The organism is Rhizorhabdus wittichii, assembly GCF_017607425.1.
Classification (GTDB): Bacteria; Pseudomonadota; Alphaproteobacteria; order Sphingomonadales; family Sphingomonadaceae; genus Rhizorhabdus; species Rhizorhabdus wittichii.
This window is the reverse complement of record NZ_CP059319.1, coordinates 603,053-627,424: the sequence shown is the minus strand read 5'-3', so window position 1 is coordinate 627,424 and position 24,372 is coordinate 603,053. Positions and strand designations below refer to the sequence as shown.

The 24,372-nt window shown below is 67.8% G+C and carries 24 protein-coding genes and 1 tRNA gene; 21 read left to right on the top strand and 4 right to left on the bottom strand.

The features are described 5' to 3' along the window. Window positions 1–3 precede the first annotated feature (3 nt). From flhB to HRJ34_RS03130, 4 genes are all read left to right on the top strand, one after another. Window positions 4–1,143 carry a flagellar type III secretion system protein FlhB gene (gene flhB / locus HRJ34_RS03145; protein WP_011951065.1) on the top strand — a complete coding sequence of 380 codons (1,140 nt, stop codon included), beginning with the start codon at window positions 4–6 and terminating at the stop codon, window positions 1,141–1,143. A 228-nt stretch (window positions 1,144–1,371) separates the two neighbouring features. Then, entirely contained in the window at window positions 1,372–3,003 is a 1,632-nt protein-coding gene (fliD, locus tag HRJ34_RS03140; protein WP_208633326.1) for a flagellar filament capping protein FliD, read from the top strand. 25 nt (window positions 3,004–3,028) lie between these two features. Beyond that, on the top strand, window positions 3,029–3,424 hold the full coding sequence (locus HRJ34_RS03135; protein ID WP_226949021.1) for a flagellar export chaperone FliS: 396 nt from the start codon (window positions 3,029–3,031) through the stop codon (window positions 3,422–3,424). Between the two features lie 58 nt (window positions 3,425–3,482). Further along, window positions 3,483–3,761 carry a hypothetical protein gene (locus HRJ34_RS03130; protein ID WP_011951062.1) on the top strand — a complete coding sequence of 93 codons (279 nt, stop codon included), beginning with the start codon at window positions 3,483–3,485 and terminating at the stop codon, window positions 3,759–3,761. Between the two features lie 9 nt (window positions 3,762–3,770). Here HRJ34_RS03130 and HRJ34_RS03125 read toward each other — a convergent pair whose 3' ends face one another. Then, window positions 3,771–3,947, bottom strand: a complete 177-nt coding sequence (locus HRJ34_RS03125; RefSeq protein ID WP_016744640.1) for a DUF4169 family protein — start codon at window positions 3,945–3,947, stop codon at window positions 3,771–3,773. 62 nt (window positions 3,948–4,009) lie between these two features. Between HRJ34_RS03125 and rnc the strand changes: the two genes are divergently transcribed. After that, window positions 4,010–4,678: a ribonuclease III gene (rnc, locus tag HRJ34_RS03120; protein ID WP_208633325.1), complete on the top strand. Its 669-nt coding sequence runs from the start codon at window positions 4,010–4,012 to the stop codon at window positions 4,676–4,678. After that, window positions 4,675–5,568: a GTPase Era gene (gene era, locus HRJ34_RS03115; protein ID WP_011951059.1), complete on the top strand. Its 894-nt coding sequence runs from the start codon at window positions 4,675–4,677 to the stop codon at window positions 5,566–5,568. Before rnc ends, era begins: the two co-directional genes overlap by 4 nt. Before the next feature lie 149 nt (window positions 5,569–5,717). On the opposite strand, the gene HRJ34_RS03110 is transcribed toward era, so the two are convergent. The 3 genes from HRJ34_RS03110 to HRJ34_RS03100 are packed head-to-tail and all read right to left on the bottom strand — an operon-like array spanning window position 5,718 to window position 7,302. Then, window positions 5,718–6,422, bottom strand: a complete 705-nt coding sequence (locus tag HRJ34_RS03110) for an NAD-dependent deacylase (protein WP_208633324.1) — start codon at window positions 6,420–6,422, stop codon at window positions 5,718–5,720. Then, complete coding sequence (locus HRJ34_RS03105) at window positions 6,419–6,973, bottom strand: DUF922 domain-containing protein (protein ID WP_208633323.1); 555 nt, start codon at window positions 6,971–6,973, stop codon at window positions 6,419–6,421. Before HRJ34_RS03105 ends, HRJ34_RS03110 begins: the two co-directional genes overlap by 4 nt. Beyond that, entirely contained in the window at window positions 6,970–7,302 is a 333-nt protein-coding gene (locus tag HRJ34_RS03100; RefSeq protein WP_016744644.1) for a cupin domain-containing protein, read from the bottom strand. Before HRJ34_RS03100 ends, HRJ34_RS03105 begins: the two co-directional genes overlap by 4 nt. Before the next feature lie 128 nt (window positions 7,303–7,430). Here HRJ34_RS03100 and dapB point away from each other — a divergent pair, with 128 nt between their 5' ends. The 15 genes from dapB to HRJ34_RS03025 all read left to right on the top strand — a co-directional run bounded on the left by dapB (window position 7,431) and on the right by HRJ34_RS03025 (window position 24,338). Beyond that, window positions 7,431–8,189: a 4-hydroxy-tetrahydrodipicolinate reductase gene (gene dapB, locus HRJ34_RS03095; RefSeq protein ID WP_208634314.1), complete on the top strand. Its 759-nt coding sequence runs from the start codon at window positions 7,431–7,433 to the stop codon at window positions 8,187–8,189. Then, window positions 8,186–8,842, top strand: coding sequence for an endonuclease III (gene nth, locus HRJ34_RS03090; RefSeq protein ID WP_011951054.1), 657 nt, complete (start codon window positions 8,186–8,188; stop codon window positions 8,840–8,842). The genes dapB and nth overlap by 4 nt, the downstream gene beginning before the upstream one ends. Before the next feature lie 85 nt (window positions 8,843–8,927). Further along, window positions 8,928–9,314: a hypothetical protein gene (locus tag HRJ34_RS03085; protein WP_037505179.1), complete on the top strand. Its 387-nt coding sequence runs from the start codon at window positions 8,928–8,930 to the stop codon at window positions 9,312–9,314. A 271-nt stretch (window positions 9,315–9,585) separates the two neighbouring features. After that, window positions 9,586–9,662, top strand: a tRNA-Arg gene (locus HRJ34_RS03080). 437 nt (window positions 9,663–10,099) lie between these two features. Then, window positions 10,100–10,999, top strand: coding sequence for an adenine nucleotide alpha hydrolase family protein (locus HRJ34_RS03075; protein WP_226949020.1), 900 nt, complete (start codon window positions 10,100–10,102; stop codon window positions 10,997–10,999). 113 nt (window positions 11,000–11,112) lie between these two features. After that, a complete protein-coding gene (locus HRJ34_RS03070) occupies window positions 11,113–13,260 on the top strand; it encodes a ParB/RepB/Spo0J family partition protein (RefSeq protein WP_208633322.1) in 2,148 nt (715 codons plus the stop codon). Window positions 13,261–13,402: 142 nt separating this feature from the next. Continuing rightward, the gene (locus HRJ34_RS03065; protein WP_208633321.1) at window positions 13,403–13,597 is read left to right on the top strand and encodes a hypothetical protein; all 195 of its coding nucleotides are present in this window, start codon (window positions 13,403–13,405) and stop codon (window positions 13,595–13,597) included. Between the two features lie 129 nt (window positions 13,598–13,726). Next, entirely contained in the window at window positions 13,727–14,245 is a 519-nt protein-coding gene (locus HRJ34_RS03060; protein ID WP_226949019.1) for a hypothetical protein, read from the top strand. Then, window positions 14,242–15,072, top strand: coding sequence for a DUF7007 domain-containing protein (locus HRJ34_RS03055; protein WP_208633320.1), 831 nt, complete (start codon window positions 14,242–14,244; stop codon window positions 15,070–15,072). The genes HRJ34_RS03060 and HRJ34_RS03055 overlap by 4 nt, the downstream gene beginning before the upstream one ends. A 222-nt stretch (window positions 15,073–15,294) precedes the next feature. Then, window positions 15,295–19,659 (top strand): strawberry notch-like NTP hydrolase domain-containing protein, encoded by a 4,365-nt coding sequence (locus tag HRJ34_RS03050; protein ID WP_208633319.1) that lies wholly within the window; start codon window positions 15,295–15,297, stop codon window positions 19,657–19,659. Then, entirely contained in the window at window positions 19,659–20,735 is a 1,077-nt protein-coding gene (locus HRJ34_RS03045) for a DUF7146 domain-containing protein (protein WP_208633318.1), read from the top strand. Before HRJ34_RS03050 ends, HRJ34_RS03045 begins: the two co-directional genes overlap by 1 nt. 356 nt (window positions 20,736–21,091) lie before the next feature. Next, window positions 21,092–22,033 (top strand): DUF2493 domain-containing protein, encoded by a 942-nt coding sequence (locus HRJ34_RS03040; protein ID WP_208633317.1) that lies wholly within the window; start codon window positions 21,092–21,094, stop codon window positions 22,031–22,033. An 85-nt stretch (window positions 22,034–22,118) separates the two neighbouring features. Further along, complete coding sequence (locus HRJ34_RS03035) at window positions 22,119–22,841, top strand: hypothetical protein (RefSeq protein ID WP_208633316.1); 723 nt, start codon at window positions 22,119–22,121, stop codon at window positions 22,839–22,841. After that, window positions 22,838–23,908, top strand: coding sequence for a hypothetical protein (locus HRJ34_RS03030; RefSeq protein ID WP_208633315.1), 1,071 nt, complete (start codon window positions 22,838–22,840; stop codon window positions 23,906–23,908). The genes HRJ34_RS03035 and HRJ34_RS03030 overlap by 4 nt, the downstream gene beginning before the upstream one ends. A 265-nt stretch (window positions 23,909–24,173) precedes the next feature. After that, window positions 24,174–24,338 (top strand): hypothetical protein, encoded by a 165-nt coding sequence (locus HRJ34_RS03025; RefSeq protein ID WP_208633314.1) that lies wholly within the window; start codon window positions 24,174–24,176, stop codon window positions 24,336–24,338. The last annotated feature ends 34 nt before the right edge of the window (window positions 24,339–24,372 follow it).

Genomic DNA, 24,372 nt, shown 5'->3' with positions numbered 1-24,372 from the left:
GCGATGGCCGAGGGTCCCGAGGACGACGAGAAGACCGAAGCCCCGACCCCGAAACGGCGGCAGGACGCCGCCGAGAAGGGCGACGTCCTCCAGTCGCGCGAACTGGGCACCGCGCTGGTGATGGTCGTCGGCGCCGGCTGGATCGCGATCGCCGGCCCCTGGGCGATGGCGGCGCTCAAGCGGATGCTGTCCAACGCGCTGTCCTTCGATGCCGGCGCGATCGAGAATTTCGATCCGCTCTCGGCCGCGCTGGCGATGGTCGCGACGGTGGCGCTGCCGCTGCTGCTGCTGTTCGCGCTGACCCTGGCGGCCGCGATCGCCGCGCCCGCCATGCTGGGATCGCTCGGCTTCCGCTGGTCGGCGCTCGGCTTCAAGGCCAACAAGCTCAACCCGATGGCGGGGCTCAAGCGCATCTTCGGCATGCAGGGGCTGATCGAGCTCGGCAAGTCGCTGCTCAAGATCCTGGCGCTCGGCGCGGTGGGCTACTGGCTGCTGATGGACCGCATCGCCGCGATCGTGACGATGGGGCAGCAGGACCTTCGCACCGCGCTCGACAGCCTCGGCTCGACCTTCGTCTTCGCGGTGCTGGTGATGACCCTCGCGCTCGCGGTCGTGGCCGGCGCGGACGTGCCGATGCAGATGTTCCAGCGCGGCAAGCGGCTGCGCATGTCGAAGCAGGAGATCAAGGAGGAGTCGAAGCAGACCGAAGGCTCGCCCGAGCTCAAGGCCGCGATCCGCCAGAAGCAGATGGCCGCCGCGATGGGATCGGCGCGCAAGGCGGTGGTCGAGGCGACGGTGGTGCTGACCAACCCGACCCATTTCGCGGTGGCGCTGCGCTACCGCCCCGGCTTCGACACCGCGCCGGTCGTGCTGGCGCGCGGCCGCGGCGCGACGGCGCAGGCGATCCGCGAGCTGGCGACCGAGAACAGCGTTCCGATGCTGCACTATCCGCAGCTCACCCGCGCGATCTACTACACCAGCCGCTCGGGCCAGGTGATCCGCGAGGACCTGTTCATCGCGGTCGCGGCGATCCTCGCCTTCGTCTTCAACCTCGACCGCGCCATGGCCGAGGGCATCGCCCAGCCCGAAGTCGACGTGCCCCAGGGGGCGCGGTTCGACGAGGAAGGCAGGCGGGCGGGATAGAAAGAGCATCCCGTCATCCCGGCGAAAGCCGGGATCTCAGTGCCTTCGCTTCGGAAGCGCCACGAGAAAGAAGGGAGATCCCGGCTTTCGCCGGGATGACGTTGGCAGCAAGGGTGACGGCCCTTGGGAAAAGATGGTTAGCCGCCGTTAGGAAATTAAAAGGACTTGCCCGGCTAAACCCCTCGTCGAATGCGCCGTTACCGGCAGCAGCGAGGTGGTGAGAAGTCCATGGTCACGTCTGTCGGTTCGTCCATCCTGACCGCGCTCGGCGCGTCGAGCATCGACACCAGTTCGCTGGTCGACCAGCTCGCCACCGCCGCGATCGCCAACAAGACCAAGGCGCTGACCGACCGCGAGACCGCGAACACCGCGAAGATCTCCGACCTCGCCAATGCGGTCAATTCGATCACCACCTTCTCCTCGTCGCTGTCCTCGCTGATCTCGGGCGGCTCGCTGTTCACCCAGCCGACCAGTTCGAACAGCTCGATCGTCAACGTCAGCGCGGTCGCGGGGTCGCGGCTCAGCGGCCTGTCCTCGACGATCAAGGTCGAGCGGATCGCCAGCGCCCAGACGCTGACCGCCGCCGCCCTGCCCGGCGCGGCGAGCCCGGTCGGCCTCGGCACGATGGAGCTGACCGTCGGCGACAAGACCAAGACGATCACCATCACCTCCGCCAACAACTCGCTCGCCGGCCTCGCGCAGGCGATCAAGGACAGCGGCCTCGGCGTCACCGCCAGCATCGTCACCGATTCGACCGGCGCGCGCCTGGTCGTGAAGGGCGCGACCGGCGAGGCGAACGCCTTCTCGCTCAAGGTGACGAGCGGCACCACCGGCGAGCTCGACCGCTTCGCCTTCGATCCCGCCACCTACGATCCCGACGCCGTCACCGGCATGACGCTTCAGCAGCAGGCGCAGGACGCGCAGATCGTCGTCGACGGCGTCACCGTCAACAAGGCGAGCAACAGTTTCAGCGACGTCATCCCTGGCGTGAAGATCGACCTCGTCTCGGCCTCGCCGGGCACGACCGTGTCGATCGGATCGAGCCAGCCGGTTGATTCGATCAAGCAGGCCGTCAGCGACTTCGTCGCCGCCTATAACGAGATGAAGGCGACGCTCACCGCGATGACCGGCACCGAGGGGTCGCTGCGCAGCGACGCCGGCATCCGCGCGCTCGTCACCAAGCTCGGCGGGCTGACCTCGACCCGGCTCACCTATGCCAGCGACGGCAGCCCGACGACGCTGGCCGAGATCGGCGTGTCGACCAACCGCGACGGCACGCTCTCGCTCGACAGCGCCAAGCTGTCCTCGGTAATGGCCAGCAACCCGGCCGCGGTCGAGGCGATGTTCAACCCCGGCCAGCGCAGCGACAATCCGCTGATCCAGATCACCAATGCGGTCGGCCAGGTGCGGGGCGGCGTCTACACCGTCACCAACGCCACCCCGGGCGGCTCCGGCAGCACCGCGCAGGCGACGCTCGACGGCGGCTATACGCTGCCGCTCGGCGCCACCGGCGTCCAGGCGTCGTTCACCTCGGCGGCCGCCGGCCTGTCGTTCGACGTGCTCGGCCCGGTCGCCAGCGCGACGATCACCATCGACCTCGGCCTGCAAGGCGCGCTCGATGCGATCAAGAACGAGCTGACCGCCTCGTCCGGCCAACTCACCGCCTCGCAGACCCGGCTCGACAACGAGAAGAAGTCGATCTCCGACGACAAGGACAAGCTGACCGCGCGCGACACCGCCTACCGCGCCCAGCTCACCGCCCAATATACCCGCATGCAGGGCGCGCTGTCCGCCTTCTCGTCGACGCAGAGCTATCTGAGCCAGCAGATCAAGCTCTGGACCAACGACAGCAGCAGCTAAACGAAGAGGCCGAATTCTTATGTATATGAGCCACGGTTATGGCAGCCCGATGAATGGGGCGAAGCTCCGTTATCAGACGGTCGACGTGGACAGCCGCGTCGAGGGCGCCTCGCCGCATCGGCTGATCGGCATCCTGTTCGAGGAGCTGATGAAGGCGCTGGAGATCATGACCGCCGCCCAGCGCGCCGGCATGACCGCCAAGGCGATCGACAGGCAGGCGCGCGCGTCGAACATCCTGCTCGCGCTCGAAACCAGCCTCGACTACCGCAACGGCGGCGAGATCGCGGTCAACCTCGCGAAGATCTACCGCGAGGCGCGCCGCCTGGTGCGGCTCGGCGGCCGCGACAACCAGCCCGAGCTGGTCGACCGCGCCCGCTCCTACCTGGCCGAGATCGTCGAGGCCTGGGAAGCGATCGGCTGAAGCCCTTAGGCTTTCGTTAACGCATTCGGCCGCATCATGCGGCCGACTGGAGACGACCATGGCCCTGTTCAAGCACAAGCCCGATGCCGACGCCGCCCCCTTCCGGGAGCGCCGCGTGCGCGGCAAGGTCGTCGCCTTCTCGGCCGACATCGTCGCCGAGCACGTCCCCTCGCCCGCCCACGCGCTCCAGCAGATGCTCGCCGAGCGGACCGCGGACGGCTATATCCTCGATCCCGTCGCCCGCCGCCGCGCGCTGATCCGCTTCCTCGGCACCGCGCTGCTGCTGTGGGGCGGCAGCGCCGTCGGCCTCGCCACGATGATGATGCTGGCGCGCTGACAGTTTCCGTCAATCCTCCAGCTTCGCGCCGTCGACCAGCCGGTCGGCGCGGGCCTTGTCGATCCGGTCGCGGTCCTTTTCCGCTTTGGTGCGGCCGAATTTCGCGCGATTGGCCTCGGCGACGACCTTCGCGTCGGACCGCGCTTTCGCCTTGCGCGCCTTGTTGAGATTGACCACGTCGCCCATCGCGCCACCCTGCCGCGCGGGCGGAGGTGACGCAATCCCCGCGATCGGCTAAGGCGCGCGCGATGAACGACACCGCCCTTCGCGCCTGGATCGCCGACACGCTCGGTCACGAAGCGCGCGACCTCGCCCTGTTCGAGCGCGCGCTGACCCATGGCAGCTACGGCCCGAACCATTATGAACGCCTCGAATTCCTCGGCGACCGGGTGCTCGGCCTGGTCGCGGGCGCCTGGCTGTTCGAACTGTTCCCCGACGAGCCCGAGGGCAAGCTGTCGCGCCGCCTCAACGCGATCGTCAGCCGCGAGACCTGCGCCGACGTCGGCCGGGCGATCGGCGTCGCGACGCACATGAAGCTCGGCAAGCAGGCGCGCGACGACGGCGCGGTGCAGAGCGACAATGTGCTGGGCGACGTGGTCGAGGCGCTGATCGGCGCGCTCTACCTCGAAGGCGGGCTCGACGCCGCGCAGGCCTTCGTCCGCCGCGCCTGGGACGACCGCGCCACCGGCCAGGCGCAGGCGCCCAAGCATCCCAAGTCCGCGTTGCAGGAATGGGCCGCCGCCCATCGCTGCAAGCCGCCCGTCTACACCATGGGCAACCGCAGCGGCCCGCACCACGCGCCGCGCTTCACCGTCACCGTCGCCATCCCCGGCCGGGCCGAGGCGAGCGCCGAGGGCAGCTCGAAGCAGGAAGCCGAAACCGCCGCCGCCAAGGCGCTTCTGGAGAAATTGTCATGACCGAGCGCTGCGGCTTCGTCGCCGTCGTCGGTGCCCCCAATGCGGGCAAGTCCACCCTCGTCAACGCGCTGGTCGGCCAGAAGGTCGCGATCGTCAGCCCCAAGGCGCAGACTACGCGCACCCGGCTGATCGGCGTCGCGATCGCGGGCGAGAGCCAGATATTGCTGGTCGACACCCCCGGCATCTTCGCGCCGCGCCGCCGGCTCGACCGGGCGATGGTCGCCGCTGCCTGGGGCGGCGCGCAGGACGCCGACCTGATCGCCTTCGTGATCGACGCCAAGACCGGCATCACCCACCGCATCGGCGAGCTGCTCGACACGCTCGCCCAGCGGCGCGAGCCCAAGCTGGTGGTGCTCAACAAGGTCGACATCTGCTCGAAGGAGAGCCTGCTCGAACTGGCCGTGCGCCTACAGGAGAAGCTCGCCCCCGAGGCGATCTTCATGGTCTCCGCCGCGACCGGCGACGGCGTCGCCGACCTGCGCCAGACGCTGGCCGACCGGGTGCCCGAGGGGCCGTGGCATTTCCCGGAGGAGCAGGTCTCCGACGCCACCGACCGGATGCTCGCCGCCGAGGTGACGCGCGAGCAGCTCTACCTCCAGCTCCACGCCGAGCTGCCCTATGATTCGGCGATCGAGACCGAGAAATATGAGGAGCGGCGCGACGGATCGGTCGCGATCCACCAGCAGATCCTGGTCGCGCGCGACACGCAGCGGGCGATCGTGCTTGGCAAGCGCGGCGTCCGGCTGAAGGAGATCGGCTCGCGCGCCCGCGCCGAGCTGGAGACCCTGCTCGAACGCAAGGTCCACCTCTTCCTCCACGTCAAGGTCGCCGAGAAATGGGGCGAGGACCGCGGCCTCTACCGCGAGATCGGCCTCGACTGGGTGGATTGAGCAGATATGCCCCTCCCCTTCAGGGGAGGGGACAGGGGTGGGGTACGGAGCCAAGGGGCTCGATGCCCCTTGGCGGAGTTCTGCGGAACGATCGTGGCGCTCGCTGCGCTCGCGACCCACCCCCGGCCCCTCCCTTGCAGGGAGGGGAGCTACTTTCCCAAAATCTCCTCCACCCACGCCGGCACCAGCTCGCCCGCCGGGCCCAGTCGGGTCTCGTGGAAGAAATAGCTCCCCGCCGACGGCTCCAGGTTGAGTTCGAGCGTCTCGATCCCGGCGTGGCGCGCCTGCTGGACATAGCCCGCCGCCGGATAGACCGCGCCCGAGGTGCCGATCGACACGAACAGGTCGGCTGCGCCCAGCGCCGCGTCGATCCGGTCCATCTCATAGGGCATCTCGCCGAAGAAGACGATGTCGGGGCGCAGCGTGTCGGCCGCGCCGCAGCCGCCGCACCGCGTCCCGTCGAGCATCGCGCCGCCGAAGCGCTGGCGATGGCCGCAATGCTCGCAGAAGGCCGACATCAGCTCGCCATGCATGTGCAGCATCCGCTCCGCGCCGGCGCGCTCGTGCAGGTCGTCGACATTCTGGGTGACGATCAGCAGCCCGCCCTGCCATTCGCGATCGAGCCGCGCCAGCGCGACATGCCCGGCATTGGGCGCGACCGTCGCCAGCGCCGCGCGCCGCTGGTCGTAGAAGTCGAGCACCAGCGCACGGTTGCGCGCCAGCGCCTCGGGCGTGCAGATGTCCTCGACCCGATGCCCCTCCCAAAGGCCGCCCGGCCCGCGAAAGGTGTTGAGCCCGCTCTCGGCGGAGATGCCGGCGCCGGTCAGGACGACGATGTTGCGGATGTCGGTCATGGCGCCTCTCCCGGCCGTGGAATCTGCGTCAGCCCATGGCGCGTCCGGCGGTCATAATCCTCCTGGATGTCCTCGATCCGCTCCTGGGTGCGCTTCGCCACATCCTTGATCGACCCGCAGTTCGCCTTCGCCGCCGCCTTCACGAAGTCGTTGCGATGGTCGATCGCGATCCGCGCATGGCCCGCCTCGTGGATCTCCAGCCCGTGCATCGTCCGTTCCCAGAAGGCCAGCCCCTCCGGCGTCACCCCGTCGGTGGTGGCGAGGCGCGGCAGGACCACGGTGATCGACAGGCTCGTGATCGGGTCCGCGACCTCGCAGGTCTTGCCGCGCCGCGTCTGGCGCCAGCCGACCCGGATGTGCCAGGCGGTGTGCGCCACGCCGTCGCCCTTCTGCGGCGCCCGCGCGCGCATCGACGCGTAGATCTGGGCCGGGGTGCGGCCCTCGACGTCATAATAGCGGAAGGTGAGATTGGGCATGCCCGCGAAGGGCGACGATGCGGGAACCTCGGCGCTCGTCGCCGCGGTGAGGGCCAGCCCGAGCGACAGGATCATTCGCCGCCCTTCGGCCCCCAGAAGATCACCCAGGTCGCGAAATCGTCGCTGAAATCCTCGAAACGGTGGAGCGCATGCGCTTCGACGAAGATCGCGTCGCCCGGCTTGAACGGTCGCCGCTCGCCGCTCTTGACGAAGGTGCCGGTGCCCGAGGCGATGATGTAGAGCTCGTCCTGCTCGTGGGGCGCCTGCTCGTCGATGCCGAGCGGGGCATAGACGCCGATCCGCATCGAGCCGTGCCGGATCGGATAGGCGAAGCGGCCGTCCGGCCCCTCGGGCAGCGTGGCGAGCGCCGATTCGAGCGAGAACATCCAGTCCGACGGAACCATGCGAGCCTCCTTTCCCTCCGACCCTTCCGTTTGAGCATGGCCGCCGCCGCAACGCCAGCGGCTATCGCATGCTTGCGTCGCGCGACGGCGCCCGCCATGAAGCGCGCGACGAAGACGAGGGGCACGGCATGACGGTGATCGGGATTTTGGGCGCGAACGGACGGATGGGCCGCGCGATCGCCACCGTGGCCCCCGAACTGGGCGCCGGCCTCGCCGGCGGCGTCGACCAGGAGGGCGCGGTGTTCGGCCCGCATGGCGACGCCGCCGCGCTCGCCGCCGCCAGCGACGTGCTGGTCGACTTCTCGGCGCCTTCCGCGCTCGCCGGCCATCTCGACGCCGCGCTGGCGGCGAAGGTGGCGCTGGTGGTCGGCACCACCGGCCTCCAGCCCGAGCATCACCGCCTGATCGACGCCGCCGCCGCGCGCGGGCTGGCGGTGCTGCAGTCGGCGAACACCTCGCTCGGCGTCAACATCCTCGCCCATCTGGTGCGCGAGACCGCGGCACGGCTCGGTTCCGACTGGGACATCGAGATCGTCGAGATGCACCATCGCCACAAGGTCGACGCGCCATCGGGCACCGCGCTGCTGCTCGGCACCGCCGCCGCGCAGGGCCGCAACGCGACCCCGGAGGCGCTCAACCGCTTCGACCGGATCGGCCATGGCAACGACCGCCCGCGCGAGGAAGGCACGATCGGCTATGCCAGCTTGCGCGGCGGATCGGTCGCGGGCGACCATATGGTCGTGTTCGCGACCGACAATGAGCGGATCGAGCTCGGTCACCGCGCCGAGAACCGCGCCATCTTCGCGCGCGGCGCGGTCAAGGCCTGCCTGTGGATGGCGGGACGCCCGGCCGGCCGCTACGCGATGGGCGACGTGCTGAGCCTATGAAGAAGGCGGACATCTTCGAATTCTACCGGCGGCTCGCGGAGGACGATCCCGCGCCGGAGACCGAGCTCAACTATGTGAACCCCTATACGCTGCTGGTCGCGGTGGCGCTGTCGGCGCAGGCGACCGACGTCGGGGTGAACAAGGCGACCGGCCCGCTGTTCGCCAGGGTCACCACGCCGCAGCAGATGCTGGAACTGGGCGAGGAAGGGCTGAAGCGGCATATCAAGACGATCGGCCTGTTCAACACCAAGGCGAAGAACGTCATCGCCGCCGCCCACATCCTGGTCGACAAATATGGCGGCGAGGTGCCACAAAGCCGCGAGGCGCTGGAGGAACTGCCCGGCGTCGGCCGCAAGACCGCCAATGTCGTGATGAACACCGCCTTCGGCGCCGAGACGATCGCGGTCGACACCCATATCTTCCGCGTCGCCAACCGCACCGGCCTGGCGCCGGGCAAGAACGTCCTCCAGGTCGAGCTGAAGCTGGAGAAGGTGACGCCCAAGCCCTTCCTGCAGGGGGCGCATCACTGGCTGATCCTGCACGGCCGCTACATCTGCAAGGCGCGCAAGCCCGAATGCTGGCGCTGCCCGGTCGCCGACCTGTGCGCGTTCAAGCCCAAGACCCCCGCGCCGCCCCCGCCCAGGGCGGCCTGACCGCTTTTCCGTGACCGTCGCCGCGAATCGAGCGTATGATCGCGCGACCGGCGGGACGAAGCACCCGAGGCGACAGGAGACGGCGATGAGCAGGATGATCGCGGGCGCGGCGGCGCTGATGCTGGCCGCCATCGGGATGACGGCCGACGCCCGGCCGCTGAAGCCCGAGCAGGAGGCGAAGATCAAGCCGGCCGGCCCGGCCGAGAACTGCATCCAGCTCCGCTCGATCCGCAACACCCGCGTCCGCGACGACCGGACGATCGACTTCTACATGAACGGCGGCAAGGTCTACCGCAACGTCCTGCCGCAGAGCTGCCCCGGCCTCGGCTTCGAGGAGCGCTTCGCCTATGCGACCTCGCTGTCGCAGCTCTGCTCGGTCGACATCATCACCGTGCTGAACAGTTCGCCCGTCCCGCAGGGCGCGAGTTGCGGCCTCGGCAAATTCCAGCCGATCACGGGCGCGCCGAAATAGCTGCGGCGCAATCCGAAATTGCGCTGGCGGTTCGCGGATCGCTTTGCTAAGCGCCCCTCGACGCACCCGTAGCTCAGCTGGATAGAGCGCTGCCCTCCGAAGGCTCACGTCCAACGCGAGAGTAAAGGAATCATACAATATTTTCGGCTACTTAGGAAGGCCGGCGAAAGGACGAAGAAAAAAACTCACCAGAAACTCACCGTGATCGGACAGCCATTTTTGATCGCGGATTGACCTTCTTCGTCACAACAAATACGGCTTCAAGCCATCCGCACCCGTAGCTCAGCTGGATAGAGCGCCGCCCTCCGAAGGCGGAGGCCACAGGTTCGAATCCTGTCGGGTGCGCCAAAATATTCTATAAAATCAGTTAGTTGTAATGGATGCGACGATCCCATCTGCGGTGTCGCTGATTCCCAAACTCACCAACCTCGGCAGCGATACCCGCAAGTCCCCTGGATTTCGGCCGGAAAATGCCGGGTGCAAACTCACCAGAGACAACGAAATGAAGGCGGGGCGATCGAATACCACGTCGCGAGCAGTCGCGACTGGAAGTCTTCGCCTTGGGTTTCGGAACATCTGTCATGCGACACACTGCTGTCCTGGTTCGAGCAGGAAAAGAAATAGCTGGGGGAAGTCTCCCCCTGAGCGGGAGCCCTTGGGTCTCCCGCTACCCCCTCTGCGGGGACACCCCGCAACGCCCCGAGAGTGAGAGTCCGCCCGGTCGGCCGTGACGGGCTCACGAGGCAGAGGGAGTGACCCCTGCCGGCCCGTCGCGGAGACTTGCGATGGCGCTTTCCACCGCCGCGACCCGCGTCGGCTATGATCCGGCGAGCCTCATCATTCTTGGCCAGACCCCAGACCGCGACGCGATCCGATTGCGCGTGCTTAGCCTGGGCGCTGGCGTCCAATCGACCACGCTGGCGCTGATGGCCGCCCACGGCGAGATCGGGCCGATGCCCGATTGCGCCATCTTCGCCGACACCGGCTGGGAGCCGCGCGCCGTGCGCGAGCATCTCACCTGGCTCATGTCCGCGAAAGTGCTGCCCTTCCCGGTGCATATCGTCTCGGCCGGCGACATTCGCGCCGACCTGTTGCGCGCTGGCAGCGGCGCGCGCTGGGCTTCGATCCCCGCTTTCACGCGCACCGTGAAACGCGGCCGCATCGAGGTCGGCATGATCCGGCGCCAATGCACCAAGGACTACAAGATCGTCCCCATTCGCCGGAAGGTGCGCGAGCTGGTCGGCCTGACCCGCCGCCGCTCGCCGGACCATGCGATCGTTGAGCAATGGATCGGCATCTCGCTCGACGAGCTAATGCGGATGAAGCCGTCGTTCGAGGCATGGCAGGTCAACCGTTGGCCGCTCGTCGAGCAGCGCATGGCGCGCCACGACTGCCTGCGCTGGCTGGAACGGCACGATTATCCGATCCCGCCCAAGAGCGCCTGCGTCGGCTGCCCCTTCCATTCCGACATGCGCTGGCGCGAGATCCGCGACCGCGATCCCGAAGCCTGGGCCGAGGCAATCGAGGTCGATCATGCCATCCGCACCGGCCTGCGCGGCATCCGCGGTGACGTCTATTTGCACCGTTCGGCCGTGCCGCTCGACGAGGCCGACCTCAGCACGCCCGCCGATCGCGGCCAGCTCGATCTCTGGGGCAACGAATGCGAGGGCATGTGCGGCGTGTAGCGGCGGACGTGGTGGCTGCGGCGGCCGAGAGAGTGAGAGGAGGGCCTTCGGTTTCGTGACGGGCTGGATAGCCGAGAGAGTGTCTCGCGGCGGCCCGTCATGGAGTAACCGACATGGCAAAAGCCACCCCCAAGATCGTCCTCAGCGCGTCGCGGGACATTCCCTTCGACAAGCTGTTCCTGTCCGATTCCAATGTTCGCCGCGTGAAGAACGGCGTGACGATCGAAGACCTCGCCGACGACATCGAGCGGCGCGGCCTGCTGCACGGCCTCAATGCCCGCCCCGAGGTTGACGACGACGGCAACGAGACCGGTCGGTTCGGCATCCCCGCCGGCGGCCGCCGCTACAGTGCGCTGGCGATCCTCGTAAAGCGCAAGCGCATGGACAAGACTTGTCCGGTCCCGTGCATCGTCAAATCGGCCAGCGATCCGATCCTTGCCGAGGAAGATTCGCTCGCCGAGAACAGCCTGCGCGAACCGCTTCATCCGCTCGACGAGTTCCGCGGCATGAAGCTCCTTCACGACAAGGGTGAGCGCGAGCAGGCCATCGCCGCGCACTTCCGCGTGACCCCAGCCGTCGTCACGCAGCGCCTGCGGCTGGCGTCTGTCTCGCCCAAGCTGCATGAGGTCTATGCCGCCGGTGACATGACGCTCGATCAACTCATGGCGTTCACGGTCAGCGAGGATCATGCGCGCCAGGAGCAGCTCTGGAAGCAGCTCGACCACAGCAGCAACAGGTCGCCGGCGTTCATTCGCGAAAAGCTGACCGAGGACATGGTGCCGGTTTCCGACAGGCGCGTGCTGTTCGTCGGTCTCCCGGCCTATCTCGCGGCCGGTGGCACCGTGCCGACGCGCGACCTGTTCGAGCCCGATGACGGCGGCTGGCTGTCCGATCCCGCTTTGCTCGACGGCCTGGTTGCCGAAAAGCTCGATGTCGAAGCCGCAGCGATCAAAGCCGAAGGTTGGAAGTGGGTCGCGGCGCTGGTCGACCTGCCCTATGGCTACGACGAAGACTACCGGGAAATCGATGCGACCCGTGAGCCGCCGACCGAGGCGGACGAAACCCGGATCGCCGAGCTTCGCGCCGAAGCTGACGCGCTGGAGGAACAGTGGGCGGGCAGCGGCGACGTCCCGCCGGAGGTCGAGGCCCGCGTCACCGCCATCGACGTCGAGCTGGCCAAGCTGTCGCGCGGGTGGTTCACCTACGATCCGCAGGAGCAGGCGCGCGCTGGCGTGTTCATCGGTCTCGAAACCGATGGCACGCTCTATATCGACCGCGGCTGGGTGCGACCGGAGGACGAACCCGAGGAGGAACCCGACGAGACGGGCGACGGCGAAGCCTTGGCCGAAACGTCCAGCGACGAACCGGCTGGCGACGACGCGCATTCCGTGCCGGCGAACTCGGAACCCGCAACCGTTCCCGGTCTCGCTGTCGAATGCGGTGACGACGACGAGGACGTCATCAAGCCGCTGCCCGATCGGCTGGTGGCCGAGCTGACCGCCTCCCGGACGGTCGCCCTGCAGGACGCCTTCGCGCAGAATCCCTCGGTGGCGTTCGCCGCCGTGCTTCATGCGATGGTGCTCACCACCTTCTATCAGGTGCGCACGGAGACCTGCCTGGAGCTGTCGGTCAACCGCGTCTATTTCCCGTTCCAGGCGCCGGGCCTGCGGGAAAGCGCGGCGGTCAAGGCGGTGGAGGAGCGCCACGCGGGCTGGAAGGCGCGGCTGCCCAAGTCCGACAAGGACGCCTGGGACGCGATCCAGCAACTCGACGGCGCCGATCAGGCGGCTTTGTTCGCGCATTGCGCCGCCTATGCGGTGAATGCGCAATGGGAGCCGGTGCCCAAGCATGGCGGCGGCCGCATCTCGGCGCATGGCGTCGCGCGCCGGGTCGAGCACGCCAATGTGCTGGCCCGCGCGGTCGGGTTCGACATGGTGGCGGCCGGCTGGCGGCCCACAGTCGAGAATTATCTCGGCCGCGTCACCAAGCCGCGCATCCTCGAAGCCGTGGCGGAAGGCACGGAGCCGCAGAAGGCCGGGCTGATCGACCACCTCAAGAAGGGCGACATGGCCCGCGAGGCCGAGCGGCTGCTGACCGATTCCGGCTGGCTTCCCGAGCCGCTGCGGATGGCGGAGGTCGAACCCGTCCTGCCGATCGCCGACATGCCGGTTGACGGCGGGGATGCCGAGGCGCTTCCGGCGTTCCTGGGCGACGAGGGCGAGGACGAGCAGGACTCGGCCTACGCCATCGCGGCGGAATAGCCGCACACGGGCGGGGCGGTTTCGGCCGCTCCGCCCATTTCTTCACACCCCCTCGATGGCCCGGCCGAGCGCCGGGCCTTTTTGCGTGGCCACCGGGCCACTTCCGACCGGGCGGCTTCCCCTTCAGCATAGGAGACTCGCCATGAAGATCGACGACATCGCGCTGGCCGACGCGGACGCGCTCGCGCCCGTCCTGCTCGCGGCCATCCAGCGTCTCGGACAGCTCGGCCGCTCAGGCGCCGTCGCGCTGGCGCGGCAGGTCGAAGACGGCGACGCCGATTTCGACGAGGCCGCCTCCTGGATCGCCGACATCGCAGCCGGGGCGCTCGCCGACTGAGCCGCGCCGCCAGTCCCGTCACTGAGGCCGGCGGCCAGAGCGCGAGGGCGGGCCGGGGCCGGGTGAGCCGGACGGATGGAGAGAGCGCCGGACGGCTCGATCCTTTCCCGCTCTCCACGGAGACCCATGATGTCCGACCTGATTTCCAATCCGGCCCAAGCCGCCGTTTCGGCTGTGCTCGATGGCCACGCGGTCATCGCCACCGCGCCGCTCGGAACCCTGCTGCGCTTTTCCGACGGGGAACCGCGACCGCCCGAACGCTTCCGGCGCAAGCTGTCCGCCTGGAAGAACCGCAACGGCACGGGCCGTCTGGTCGAGAAGTCGGCCGCTTGCACGCTCGGCGACAGGCCGTTTCCCGCCACGTTCACGCTGCACCTCGCCAACTACGGCTCGAACGGCACGATCGTCATGGTCGTGAACCGGGGTTTCCAGGCCACGACCGATCTTCGCTTCGAGGTTCTCGAACGTCCCGCATCCGGCATGGTTCGCGTGCTCTCGCGGCGTGGCGGCCGGGTCGAGCTACATCGCCTAACATCCGATATGGCCGAGGCCGAGGCATGGATGGCAAAGAACCGCTATTGCGATCCCATCGCCGAGATCGTCGGTGAAGATGAAGCCGGTGCCGCCCCGGTCGGGAGGGCAGCATGAACGCCGTCGCTCCCACGCAGGCCGTCTATGGCCGCACCGCCGATGGCGACCTGGCGGCGCTGGTCGGCGACAATGCCTATCTCGCGCTTCCGGTCGAGGATGGTCTGCGTCTCTGGAGCGGTTGGCGGATCGACCGTCCGATCGCCGAGTGGCGGCGGGCTGACTTCTCCGGCTTCGGCGACGCCATCGCCGACGAAGCGGCGTTTCGGGTTCTCGTCGCGGAGCAGGTCGAGCATCGGCGCGAGATGATCGCGCTCGATCGACGACACCGAGCGTCCGACCGCTGGAGCCCCTGGGGCGCGTCGCAGGGCGGCTCGGTCTATGCCGAGGGCGTCGTCTTCCATGTCACCGCCAGCCACGGCGGCTTCAATCTCGATGACGCCCACAATGCGGCCATGCCCGCCGCGCTACGCATCGAAAGCGGCTGGTATGAGGAGGACTGCGATTGGGCGATGGTTGCGCTCGGCTTTCCCGAACTGTTCACCGCCTACGAACGCCGCATCGCCGAGAAAACCCTGCGCGACACCTATCCCGAACGCTGGGAAGCCGTCCACGGTCGGCCCCTCGCGCCCGGCGAGTCCTTTACCAAGGATCGCCGTCTGTTCGAGGAAGCCCATGCCCAGGACTGGATCGTCATATCCGCAAGCATGTCGGGGACCACGCCGGGATTGGTGCAATGCGTCGCGGCGCTCGGCGGAAAGCGCGACCAGCGACCCTATCGCGGGTTTCTCGTCCCCAAGACGGAATATCGCGCCGGGCCGCATGGTTTCGTGATCGACGAGGCCCGGCACGGAACCTGGGAACTGCCGACCGCTCCCGACGCCTGAATCCTGTCTAGCCCGTCCCTGCGCCTCGGCCGGGGACGGGCTTCTTTTTTGTTCGACCGCTGGAGATCGCTTCTCCCCGGCGCGCGGCAACCGGCACGCCGCAAGCGTCGGGCCGAGCTGCGAACCAGGAGAGTGAGAGATGGGCCGGAAACGGGCGGGTCGACCGGATCGAGAGAGAGCGTCCGGCCGCCCGTTCCCTCCCGGCTCTCCAGGACATCCACCATGACCCTTGCTGCACCCGCTGCCCATCCGGCGGCGCCGTATCCCGTCGCGCCCGGTTTCGCCGCAACCGCCCGGTCCATCCTTGCCGCCGCCACGCTCATCCTGCCCGATCTCGAACGGGGCCGCGCTATCGACGCGCGCGCCCTGCGCTGTGCGATGGAAACCGCGTTCGGCGGCTCCGACGCCGATGGCGCCTGGAACTGGAAAACCGCTTACGACGCCTGCGAGGCGGCGCAGGTTCTGTTCCTGCGCAAATACGGCGGCACGATCCTCCGCAAATCCGCGTCCACGGTCGCCGCGCTGGCGATGATCGAAAAGGTGGCGGCGCTGCTCCCCACCCATACGCGCCGGTCGGAGACATCCCAGGCGTTCCAGCAATTCTCGACCCCGGTCGGACTCGGTTTCGTCGCCACTGTCGCGGCCGCGATCCGGCCCGGCGAGCTGGTGCTCGAACCCTCGGCCGGGACCGGGTTGCTCGCCATTCAGGCCGAGACGCGCGGCGCGAGTCTCATTCTCAACGAACTCGCCGAGATTCGCGCCGAGATGCTCGCCGGCCTGTTCACCGATTGCCCTGTCACCCGCCATGACGCCGCGCACATCCATGATTATCTGCGCGCCGACATCGTGCCGAGCGTGGTGGTGATGAATCCGCCGTTCTCGGCTGTCGCCCACGTTGACCGCACGATGAAGGATGCAGCGCTGCGCCATGTGGGCTCAGCACTTGCCCGGCTCGCCGAGGGCGGCCGCCTAGTCGTGATCACCGGGGCGAGCTGTGCCCCAGACAATCCCGCCTGGACCGACGCCTTCGCTCGGCTTCAGGAGCGTGGCCGCGTCCTGTTCTCGGCGGCGATCGACGGCCGGGTCTATGCCAAGCACGGCACGACCATCGACACACGCCTGACCGTTATCGAGCGCGTTCCCGCCGATGACCCTTCCGTCTTCCCGGCCTCGCCCGGCGTCGCGCCAGATACCGCGACCCTGCTCGGCTGGGTGCAGGACCACGTGCCGCCGCGCGGGTCCGGCCCCGATACGCCGCCGCCCGCCATGCCGGTGGCCGTGCCCGTCGCCATGCGGGCGATGTCGGCCAAGCCCGCCATTCGCCGTCAGGTCAGGCCCGCACCGCGCGCACCCATCGCGCTGCCCGAAGCGGCGGAGATGGCCTATGACGCGATGGACTGGACGCCGGCCGAGGCGGGCCGCCTGACCGATGCGATCTACGAGCCCTATGCGCTCCAGTCGCTGCGCATTGACGGCGCCAAGCCGCATCCGACGCCGCTCGTCCAATCGGCGGCGATGGCCTCGGTCTCGCCGCCCAAGCCGAGCTATCGGCCCATGCTGCCCGCCAACCTCATCGCCGACAGCATCCTGTCGGACGCCCAGCTCGAATCCGTCATTCTCGCGGGCGAGGCCCATAGTGGCCACCTCGCCGGAGCGTGGACGGTTGATGACACCTGGGATGTCGTCACAGCGGCGCCGGACGAGGCACAGGATGCCGTGCGCTTCCGCCGCGGCTGGTTCCTCGGCGACGGCACCGGCGCAGGCAAGGGCCGCCAGGTCGCAGGCATCATCCTCGACAACTGGCTGAAAGGCCGCCGCCGCGCGGTCTGGGTAAGCCGGTCCGAGACCCTGCACCAGGACGCGATGCGCGATTGGGAGGCGCTCGGCCAGGAGCGCCTGTTGGTGACGCCGCTGTCCCGCTTCCGGCAGGGCACGGCGATCGCGCTGGACGAGGGCGTGCTGTTCACCACCTACGCCACCCTGCGGTCGCAGGAACGCGGCGAGAAAGCGAGCCGTGTCCAGCAGATCGTCGACTGGCTCGGCGCCGACTTCGACGGCGTGATCGTGTTCGACGAGGCGCACGCGATGGCGAACGCGGCCGGCGGCACGGGTCCGCGCGGCGAGCAGGCGCCGTCGCAGCAAGGCCGCGCGGGGCTTCGGCTCCAGCACGCGCTGCCCAATGCGCGTGTGGTCTATGTCTCCGCCACCGGCGCGACCACCGTGCAGAACCTCGCCTACGCCCAGCGGCTCGGCCTGTGGGGCGGCGAGGATTTCCCGTTCGCCACGCGAGCCGAGTTCATCGCGGCGATCGAGGATGGCGGCGTCGCGGCGATGGAGGTGCTGGCGCGCGACCTCAAGGCCCTCGGCCTCTATTCGGCCCGCTCGCTGTCCTTCGACGGCGTTGAATATGAGATGCTCGAACATGTGCTGACGCGAGCGCAGATCGGCATCTACGACGCCTATGCCGGCGCCTTCCAGATCATTCACAACAATCTGGACGCGGCGATGAAGGCCGCGAACATCACCAGCACGACCGGCACGCTCAACAGCCAGGCCAAGTCGGCTGCGCGCAGCGCCTTCGAGTCGGCCAAGCAGCGGTTCTTCAATCACCTCATCACCGCGATGCAGACGCCATCGCTGATCGCCAGCATCGAGCGTGATCTGGAAGCCGGCCACAGCGCCGTCGTCCAGATCGTCTCGACCGGGGAGGCGTTGCAGGAGCGCCGGCTGGCCGACATCCCGACCGAGGAATGGGATGACGTGCGCGTGGACGTGACGCCCCGTGAATACGTCCTGTCCTACCTCGAACACAGCTTCCCGGTGCAGCTCTACGAGCCGTTCACGGACAGCGAGGGCAACCTGTCGTCGCGGCCCGTCACCGACGCCGACGGCAATCCCGTCGAGTCCCGCGAAGCCGCCGAGCGCCGCGACCGGCTGATCGAGCGCCTGGCGTCGCTGACCCCGGTTCCGGCCGCGCTCGACCAGATCATCCACCATTTCGGGACCGATATGGTCGCCGAGGTGACGGGGCGCTCGCGGCGGATCGTCAAGCGGCGCGGCTCAGACGGTATCGACCGCTTTGTCGTCGAGAGCCGGCCGGGTTCGGCCAATGTCGGCGAGACCGACGCGTTCCAGAGCGACGCCAAGCGCATCCTGATCTTCTCCGACGCCGGCGGGACCGGCCGCAGCTATCATGCCGACCTCGGCGCGCGGAACCAGCGGCTGCGGGTCCATTATCTGCTGGAGGCGGGCTGGAAAGCCGACAACGCCATCCAGGGCTTTGGCCGCACCAACCGGACCAATCAGAAGCAGCCGCCGCTGTTCCGGCCGGTGACGACCGACGTGAAGGCGCAGAAGCGTTTCATCTCGACCATCGCGCGCCGCCTCGACACGCTGGGCGCGATCACGCGCGGCCAGCGCCAGACCGGCGGCCAGGGGCTGTTCCGGCCGGAGGACAATCTGGAATCGCAATATGCGCGCGACGCGCTGCGCCAGCTCTACCGGCTGCTCTATGCGGGCAAGGTCGAGGGGTGCTCGCTGCTCGCCTTCGAGGACGCGACGGGTCTTCGCCTCAGCGACGATACCGGCCTCAAGGACGAGCTGCCGCCGATCACCACCTTCCTCAATCGTATGCTGGCGCTCACCATCGCCCTCCAGAATACGCTGTTCACCGCCTTCGAGGATTTGCTGACCGCCCGCATCGAGGGAGCCATCGCCTCGGGAACCTACGAGCTTGGCTTGGAAACGCTTCAGGCCGAGAGCTTCACGATCATCGACCGCAACATCATCTATACTCATCCGGGCACCACGGCGGAAACGAGGTTGCTGACGATCGAACGCAAGGACCGTAATCGGCCGATCACGCTGGACGACGCGCTCGACCGGCTTTCGGACCCGCGCGCGGTCCTGATGGTCAACGCGCAGTCGGGTCGCGCGGCGGTGCAGATTCCGACGCGCGGGTTGCTGCTCGACGATGGCAGCATCGAGCGGCGCGTGCGGCTGGTCCGGCCGATGGAATCGACGCCGATGCCGCTGGAGGCGATGGCGCAGACGCAATGGCGCGAGGCGAGCCGCGCCGACTTCGCCCGCGCGTGGGAAGCCGAGCTGGCCGAGGTGCCGGAGTTCGCCACCAGCACCATGCACATCGTCACCGGCTTGTTGCTGCCGATCTGGAAACGCCTGCCCAACGAGTCCACCCGCGTCTATCGGCTCCAGACCGATGGCGGCGAGCGGATCATCGGCCGCCGGGTCTCGCCGGCCTGGGTGGCGACGGCGACCGCCAACGACGACGGCCCGCGTCTCGACCCGCAGGCCGCCTTCGCCGCGCTGATGGACGGCCGCACCGTCCTCGACCTGGCCGAAGGGCTCCAGCTCCGCCGCGTGCGGGTGATGAGCGCCTACCGGATCGAATTGACCGGCTTCACCGACGCCATGCGCGAACGGCTAACCGCTTACGGTCTCTTCCACGAGATCATCTCGTGGTCGCTGCGCATGTTCGTTCCCGTCGATGCGGGCGGCGTCGCGGTGCTGGAGCGGCTGATGAAGCGCTGGCCGCTGCAACGCATCGCCGACCGGGCGGCCGCGTGATGGGCCGGCTGTCGGACCAGGCAGGCGAGTTGGCGCACCGTCTCGGCGATCGGGCCGAGGCGGTGTGCCGCCACTATCTGTCGAAGGGCTGCCGCGAAGGTCGCTACTGGATGGTTGGCGACGCGCACAATACGCCGGGGCGCAGCCTCTATGTGCGGCTTACCGGCTCAGAGGACGGCCGCGGCGCGGCCGGCAAATGGACCGATGCGGCGACCGGCGAACATGGCGACTTGCTCGACATCATCGCGCTGGTCTGCGGCCATGTGCAGCTCGGCGACACGCTGGACGAGGCCCGGCGCTTCCTCAGCTTGCCGGACCCCGAGCCTTGCCCCGAGGGTTTGCGCCGCCGGGGTGAACCGAAGGCGCCGACCGGCTCGCCGGAATCGGCGCGGCGCTTGTTCGCCGCATCCCGGCCTGTCCGGGGATCGCTTGTCCAGGCGCATTTGCGCGCGCGGGGGATCACCGACCTGCGGGCCGACGATCCGCTCCGCTTCCATCCCCGCTGCTACTACACCCCGTCGCGGAAGGATTTGCCGGGGACACGTCGCGCATGGCCCGCGATGATCGCCGCCGTCACAGACCTGGACGATTCGATCACCGGCGTTCACCGCACCTATCTGGCCTCCGGGCTCGGCCCGGCCGCACCGACGAAGGCGCCGGTCGCCACGCCTCGGCGCGCGATGGGTTTCCTGCTCGGGAACGGAGTCCGCTTTGGCGGGGCGGATGCGGTGATGGCGGCCGGCGAAGGCGTCGAGACCATCTTGTCGCTGCGTCAGGTCGTGCCCGCTGTGCCCATGATCGCCGCTCTGTCCTCGGCCCACCTCAGCGCCATCCTGTTCCCGCCCGCACTTCGGCGTCTCTATGTCGCCCGCGACGACGATCCTGCCGGCGATGCGGCGTTGGCGACGTTGTCCGAGCGGGCGGCGACGGCCGGGATCGAGGTCGTGCCGCTTTCGCCCATACTCGGCGATTTCAACGATGATCTGCGCCTGGTCGGGCCTGAGCGGACGTGCGCGTCGCTCGCCGTGCAGCTTGTCCCCGAGGATGCCAACCGTTTCCTGACCATCTCCGGCTGAAGGCCGGAAGGAGGGCGGAAGGCGTCGGTTCGGAGTTCGCGAAGACCCCGGCTTGCGAGTTGTGATGACAGTTCGATCATCGCAAGAGGACCGCGCCATAGCGGCCTTCTTGAGAGGCGTTCGGGACGACAGCCGCCCCGGCCCGGCAACGGCGGTCTGCGACTAATTTCCGCCGCGGCCGCAAGCGGCCGCTTTGCATCGCGAGACAAATTAGTCGCCGCCCTGCCGTCCGGCGCTTCGCTTGGCCCCCACCCGCGTCAGAGGCGCGGGATGGCGGTGCAAGCCCGGTTCGCCCGCCGTCTTTCGACGCCTGCGAAGGCCGCGATGGTCGCGGTCAGCCGATGAAAGGCGTCATCATGTCAACCGACAGTCCGCTTCCCGAATTTGAACCCGAACACGAGGCATCCGCCACCGCCCACCTGCTTCAGGAGATGGCCCTATACGGATACCGGCCCTTCGACGACGAACCCGACGATCGGCCGCTTCCCGATGACCGCCAGGCGACAGGCGCAATCGTCGACATCTTCGATGCGATGATCTCCTGCCTGATCGACACGCGGCTCGAACCGGACCTTGAAGACCTGCTCTGGAACATCACCAACGTCTTCCACCGCGCCGGCGAGCGGATCGAGCGCGACCTGGACAGCAACGAGGTCGCCCAGAAGCGCAGCCAGCAGGAACAGGATGGCTCGGAGGTGAAGTCGGTCGAGCTGGAGCGGCTCCTGCGCGAGGGCGCGACCATGATCGAGCGCCGCAACGCGATGGAGTTCTTCCGCGACACCTGCGCCGACCAGTTCCGCACGCACTTCCTCAAAGCCTGGACGCCGCGCTCCGGCTCCAAGGTGAACCGCAAGGCGCTCACCTCGGCCGTGATCGCCAGCCGGGACTTCATCAATGCGCGCAAATGGGCCGACAAGCAGGTGCTCGTGCCGCCCGGCACCCGCATCGCGGTCTCCTCGGGGCCGGCGTTCAACGACGTCGATTTCATCTTTGCGACGTTGGACCGCATCAAGACGAAGTTCCCCGACATGGTGCTGCTGCATGGCGCGACACCGACTGGCGGCGAGAAGATTTCCGTCAGTTGGGCCGACATTCGCGGCGTCCCCACCGTGCCGTTCAAGCCCGATTGGGCCAAGCACAAGCGGGCAGCGCCGTTCAAGCGCAACGACGAGATGCTGTCGGTGATGCCGAAGGGCATCGTCATATTCCCCGGCACCGGCATTCAGGACAATCTGCGCGACAAGGCCAAGGTGATGGGCCTCAAGGTCTGGGACTTCCGGGATCGGAGCGGCGCGTGAGCGCCGCTTTGTGCTATCGTATCTGTGTTTTGGGAACGCCGCGCAGGCGATAGTCCAAGTCAAACGCCGGTATAGGGGAGCATTTGTGGCGACATTCACCTTGGAGATTGTTCAGGCTGTCAGTGATTGGCAGCGCGGCGGCGACCACAACGCCAAGGTCAAGCGAGGCGCGGCGCTGAAAAGGGCATGTGCGGGACTGCCATCGTCATTCCGCACCTGGGGCGGTCCCTGCTATCGCCAGGAAGCCCATGAAAAAGACCGTGTGTGGCAGCTCCTCGCGGACAACCACCTCCCCGAAACGATCGCGGCATGGACGACCGACCTCGACATCGCCAAGACTTTCAAGGGCGGGGTGCCTCCCGCGGAACTTCGTGGCGTGATCTTCAAGCTGCATCCACCGGCAGCTTCCGTCATCGTCAACCTGTCCGCGCTCTATGCCGACGCTGACTTCCATGACGCCTGCCAACGCCACCAGAGTCAGATCTCCTGTTACGGCGGCGGCATCGGACGATATGGAGACAGTCAGAAGGAAGTCGTCCTCGAAATCGCTTCGTTGGATCGAGCGTCGATCCATGCCTATGGCGGCTATTCAAGTTCGCGCGAAGACCTCGCCGAACTGTATTTCGGGCGCGTCCCTTCAGATGACGACTTGGCGGCCTTCGACCGACTTTGCCTTCAAGCCAATGCTGGCGCCGGCCCTTGGTGGTTGAGCGAGACCGGCACGCAATCCGTCCTCAAACGGATGGAGTCCGATATGGCGCGGCTAAGGGCGCAACGGCAGGCGGCGATAACCGCCCCAGCGCGATGACCCACAGCCCAGAATCGCAGCCATCCCGGCCCAAGGCGTTCGACCTCCTCGCGTCGGTCGCCTCCTTCGCGCGCGACCAGCGACTTGCCCTCAACGATCCCTCACTGATTGAACGGTTCACCCACGATGCAGCGCAAAGGCTGCAAGAGGCTTTGGCCGACCCGGCGTTGATTCACGGATCGCGCACAGAGCGGCTGTTCGAGGCCACCGTCCTGAGCCTGGGCAAGTTCCGACTGCTCAAATCGGAGGATGCGGGTCGCGTTCATCCCCTTGGGGCCTACCGCGCACCGGACTTCCGCGTCGTTCTGGACGATGGCCACCAGTGGCTGGTCGAGGTGAAGAACGTGCGGTGCAAAGAACCTTTGCGGCAGCAGACGACCATGACCGCCGCCTATCTCGCCTCGCTCGAAGCCTATGCTGACGCCGTAGGCTCGCCGCTGAAGATCGCGATATTCTGGTCGCTCTGGAATATCTGGACCGTGATCTCGCCTGAGCGTTTCCGGCGCCCCGATGGCGGGCTTCGGATTGAGATGCAGGAGGCGCTGGTCGCAAACGAGTTCGGCCGGATCGGTGAAGTTATCATCATGACCAGGCCGCCGCTGCGTCTCGTTCTCGGCGCGGCGACCGACATGCCGCGCACACTCAGCGTTGACGGCCTGGCCAACTTCGTCATCGGTTCCGCCAAGCTGTTTAGCGGCGACACCGAGCTGGTCGATCCGAAGGACCGCAAGCTCGCCGAGGTGCTGTTCCTCTATGGCGACTGGTCGGTCGAGGGGCCGTTCGCGATCATGGACGACGGGGGTATCGCCGGTGTCGAGTTCGTCTCGAATCCGGTTGAACCATCGGACGAGGGATTTGATGGCATCGGCTGGGCGAGCCGAATCTTCACGCGCTTCTTCGCGCAGCAAACCGTCGATGGCGATCACGTCATCCAGCTCAACGGCGAAGCCGCGCCCGAGTGGTTCGCGCCTCTGGCCGAATGGGATTTCCGCAACAGCAAGCTGCCTCTCTGGCTCGGCAAGATCGAGCCATCCGCTTTGAAAACCGACGAGCGCGCCGGCGAATAGGCGCACCGGCATCGGGTCTTAGATGGGCTCAAGCGATTTTGCGGAATGGGGCATCCGACTCCCACCTGCGCGCGCACCACCCCGCTCTTTGAGGCGCAATCCTTGGTCTGACCGATGGCCTGGCGCCATCAACCCGTAAAGGGTCCGCTACGCGAGCGTGCGGCCTTCAGGCTTCGCCTGTGCGGTGATTGCGGCCATCCGCCCGACGCTTCGGGCGCCTGTCGAGCGGGGATGGTCCCCGCTCCGAAAGACAGGAGCCGGATCAATGTCCCTGGAAATCGCTCAGTCTCGTGCCTGGAACCTCGCCAGAACGCTGATGACCTGCATCGTCGTCATCAGGATCGCCGACCAGATGTTCGGCGTCGTCGAGTCAAGCGAGTTCGACGGTGACGCCGCCACCATCGTTCGTGAATATGATCCCTTCGCATGACGATCGGCGAACCGATCGCATAGCGAGCGCATGG

Bases quoted from the DNA above. Each gene is read 5' to 3' on its own strand.
- HRJ34_RS03125 (WP_016744640.1), bottom strand. From the start codon at position 3,947: ATGGGCGACGTGGTCAATCTCAACAAGGCGCGCAAGGCGAAAGCGCGG.
- HRJ34_RS03130 (WP_011951062.1), top strand. From the start codon at position 3,483: ATGGCCCTGTTCAAGCACAAGCCCGATGCCGACGCCGCCCCCTTCCGG.
- HRJ34_RS03110 (WP_208633324.1), bottom strand. From the start codon at position 6,422: ATGACCGACATCCGCAACATCGTCGTCCTGACCGGCGCCGGCATCTCC.
- nth (WP_011951054.1), top strand. From the start codon at position 8,186: ATGAAGAAGGCGGACATCTTCGAATTCTACCGGCGGCTCGCGGAGGAC.
- HRJ34_RS03075 (WP_226949020.1), top strand. From the start codon at position 10,100: ATGGCGCTTTCCACCGCCGCGACCCGCGTCGGCTATGATCCGGCGAGC.
- HRJ34_RS03040 (WP_208633317.1), top strand. From the start codon at position 21,092: ATGTCAACCGACAGTCCGCTTCCCGAATTTGAACCCGAACACGAGGCA.
- HRJ34_RS03100 (WP_016744644.1), bottom strand. From the start codon at position 7,302: ATGGTTCCGTCGGACTGGATGTTCTCGCTCGAATCGGCGCTCGCCACG.
- HRJ34_RS03135 (WP_226949021.1), top strand. From the start codon at position 3,029: ATGAGCCACGGTTATGGCAGCCCGATGAATGGGGCGAAGCTCCGTTAT.
- HRJ34_RS03065 (WP_208633321.1), top strand. From the start codon at position 13,403: ATGAAGATCGACGACATCGCGCTGGCCGACGCGGACGCGCTCGCGCCC.
- rnc (WP_208633325.1), top strand. From the start codon at position 4,010: ATGAACGACACCGCCCTTCGCGCCTGGATCGCCGACACGCTCGGTCAC.
- HRJ34_RS03030 (WP_208633315.1), top strand. From the start codon at position 22,838: ATGACCCACAGCCCAGAATCGCAGCCATCCCGGCCCAAGGCGTTCGAC.
- HRJ34_RS03055 (WP_208633320.1), top strand. From the start codon at position 14,242: ATGAACGCCGTCGCTCCCACGCAGGCCGTCTATGGCCGCACCGCCGAT.
- HRJ34_RS03050 (WP_208633319.1), top strand. From the start codon at position 15,295: ATGACCCTTGCTGCACCCGCTGCCCATCCGGCGGCGCCGTATCCCGTC.
- HRJ34_RS03045 (WP_208633318.1), top strand. From the start codon at position 19,659: ATGGGCCGGCTGTCGGACCAGGCAGGCGAGTTGGCGCACCGTCTCGGC.
- HRJ34_RS03060 (WP_226949019.1), top strand. From the start codon at position 13,727: ATGTCCGACCTGATTTCCAATCCGGCCCAAGCCGCCGTTTCGGCTGTG.
- HRJ34_RS03070 (WP_208633322.1), top strand. From the start codon at position 11,113: ATGGCAAAAGCCACCCCCAAGATCGTCCTCAGCGCGTCGCGGGACATT.
- flhB (WP_011951065.1), top strand. From the start codon at position 4: ATGGCCGAGGGTCCCGAGGACGACGAGAAGACCGAAGCCCCGACCCCG.
- HRJ34_RS03105 (WP_208633323.1), bottom strand. From the start codon at position 6,973: ATGATCCTGTCGCTCGGGCTGGCCCTCACCGCGGCGACGAGCGCCGAG.
- HRJ34_RS03025 (WP_208633314.1), top strand. From the start codon at position 24,174: ATGTCCCTGGAAATCGCTCAGTCTCGTGCCTGGAACCTCGCCAGAACG.
- HRJ34_RS03085 (WP_037505179.1), top strand. From the start codon at position 8,928: ATGAGCAGGATGATCGCGGGCGCGGCGGCGCTGATGCTGGCCGCCATC.
- fliD (WP_208633326.1), top strand. From the start codon at position 1,372: ATGGTCACGTCTGTCGGTTCGTCCATCCTGACCGCGCTCGGCGCGTCG.
- era (WP_011951059.1), top strand. From the start codon at position 4,675: ATGACCGAGCGCTGCGGCTTCGTCGCCGTCGTCGGTGCCCCCAATGCG.
- dapB (WP_208634314.1), top strand. From the start codon at position 7,431: ATGACGGTGATCGGGATTTTGGGCGCGAACGGACGGATGGGCCGCGCG.